Annotated in this window: 2 protein-coding genes; both read left to right on the top strand. The window is 45.9% G+C overall.

The features are described 5' to 3' along the window. Positions 1-691, top strand: a 691-nt coding sequence (locus AC1DYX_RS31020; protein ID WP_477266053.1) for a hypothetical protein, incomplete at its 5' end; no start/stop codon positions are given. A 1-nt stretch (position 692) separates the two neighbouring features. Continuing rightward, the gene (locus tag AC1DYX_RS31025) at positions 693-1,373 is read left to right on the top strand and encodes a PP2C family protein-serine/threonine phosphatase (protein ID WP_477266055.1); all 681 of its coding nucleotides are present in this window, start codon (positions 693-695) and stop codon (positions 1,371-1,373) included. The last annotated feature ends 186 nt before the right edge of the window (positions 1,374-1,559 follow it).

Raw genomic sequence — 1,559 nt, forward strand, 5'->3', positions numbered from 1 at the left:
GGCAAGGGTTCCTTACTCCGAACTGTCGGACGGAAACGGGAAAATCGGAAAAGTAATAGCGAAGTGTACAAAGGCAAAACAGTACCTCAGATATCGTAATGTCGAAGAATTACGTGCTGATTTGTTTGAGGCATTGGTAGAATTTGAAAACTCGACAGTTCCTGCCGTAACCAATGTAGATCTCGGAATATTTGTTGCAGAATCGTTAGCGGAAGCTGATTGTGATTTGATTATCGATATGATCAGCGCGGCAGACGGCACGCAGCTTTATAACATTTATAGGGCGTTCACCGTCGAGTTTATTGAGAGAGCTTACATGGCCTCTAATCCGGCTGCTAATTATATGGCTGAGCAATTCGCGAAATACGTGCTTACTAACCTTTTTGAATTTGGATACTGCGACGTATTGGCAGATCGGTTAGCTTATTTTGTACAGCGGGGCGATGTCGCGACAAAGGCAATATCACTTCTGGCGCTGCTAGAATTGGGCACATCCCACAACAGGTGGTATGTAGAGAATAAGTTCGTGAAGCTTGCTGGCCCGGATTGTCCTCCGTCTGTCGTCAAGCGAATGTTATTAGACGCGAAAACTAACGATGTTAATCTCGTTGGACGATTGGCCCATCTATTTAGGTCAATTTCTGTCAGAAAAGAAGATCTTCATCCACAAATCTCCGTGCATGTCCCCTAATATGGTTACTTTCGAATTTTCGTTGCCGGGTCCAAAAGGCGATAACCAAGATACGACTTACATCGCGAGATCAGGAGACGATGAAATAATTGCTTTAGTGGCAGATGGGGTCGGCGGTTCGCAGGGCGGGCGTTATGCGTCGCAATGCGTTAAGCGTGCTGCAGAAGAAGCACTAGGCGCGAAAAACTGCGATCCAGAAACCATCATCAAAAATGCGCATCAATACGTTAATTCTCTAAAGATGCCGAGCGCCGCAACTACTGCTACAGTAGTTTTTTGCAATAGTTCACGATTGAGATTCGCACACACCGGTGATAGCAGGCTTTATATCGTTCGTGGCGATGGACTTAAAACTCTTACCGAAGATCAAACAGAAGTGGCGCTACTGCTTAAAGAGGGAATTTTAAACAAGGCAACTGCACAGACTTATCGTCGTAGGAACGTTTTGACGCACTCGGTAGAGAAAGGTGTTCCACTCTCAATTCAAAAAGGTAAGTTTGATTTAGAGCGCGGAGATCGTATCCTATTGCTTACCGATGGAGTTTATAAGGCATTAAATAAGCGTAAAATGTGTGAATTATCTTCGGCACATGGTGATGTTGGGGATTTTTCAAGTGCCATTAAGACGTTTATTGAGAGCCGTATTGAGGATGACGCGTCTATTGTGATAATAAACATTTAGTTTCTAGCGCTACCAAACTCATGTAATCGCGATCACAAAGGATAAGTAGATGGTGGTGCACGACGGCCAGGTGGTGAACAAGGGCGAGATGATCGTGGACGGCCCGGCCGATCCGCAAGACATCCTGCGCCTGCTGGGTATCGAAGCGCTGGCCCGCTACATCGTCGACGAAGTGCAGGACGTGTA

Source organism: Massilia sp. P2_C2 (assembly GCF_056404615.1).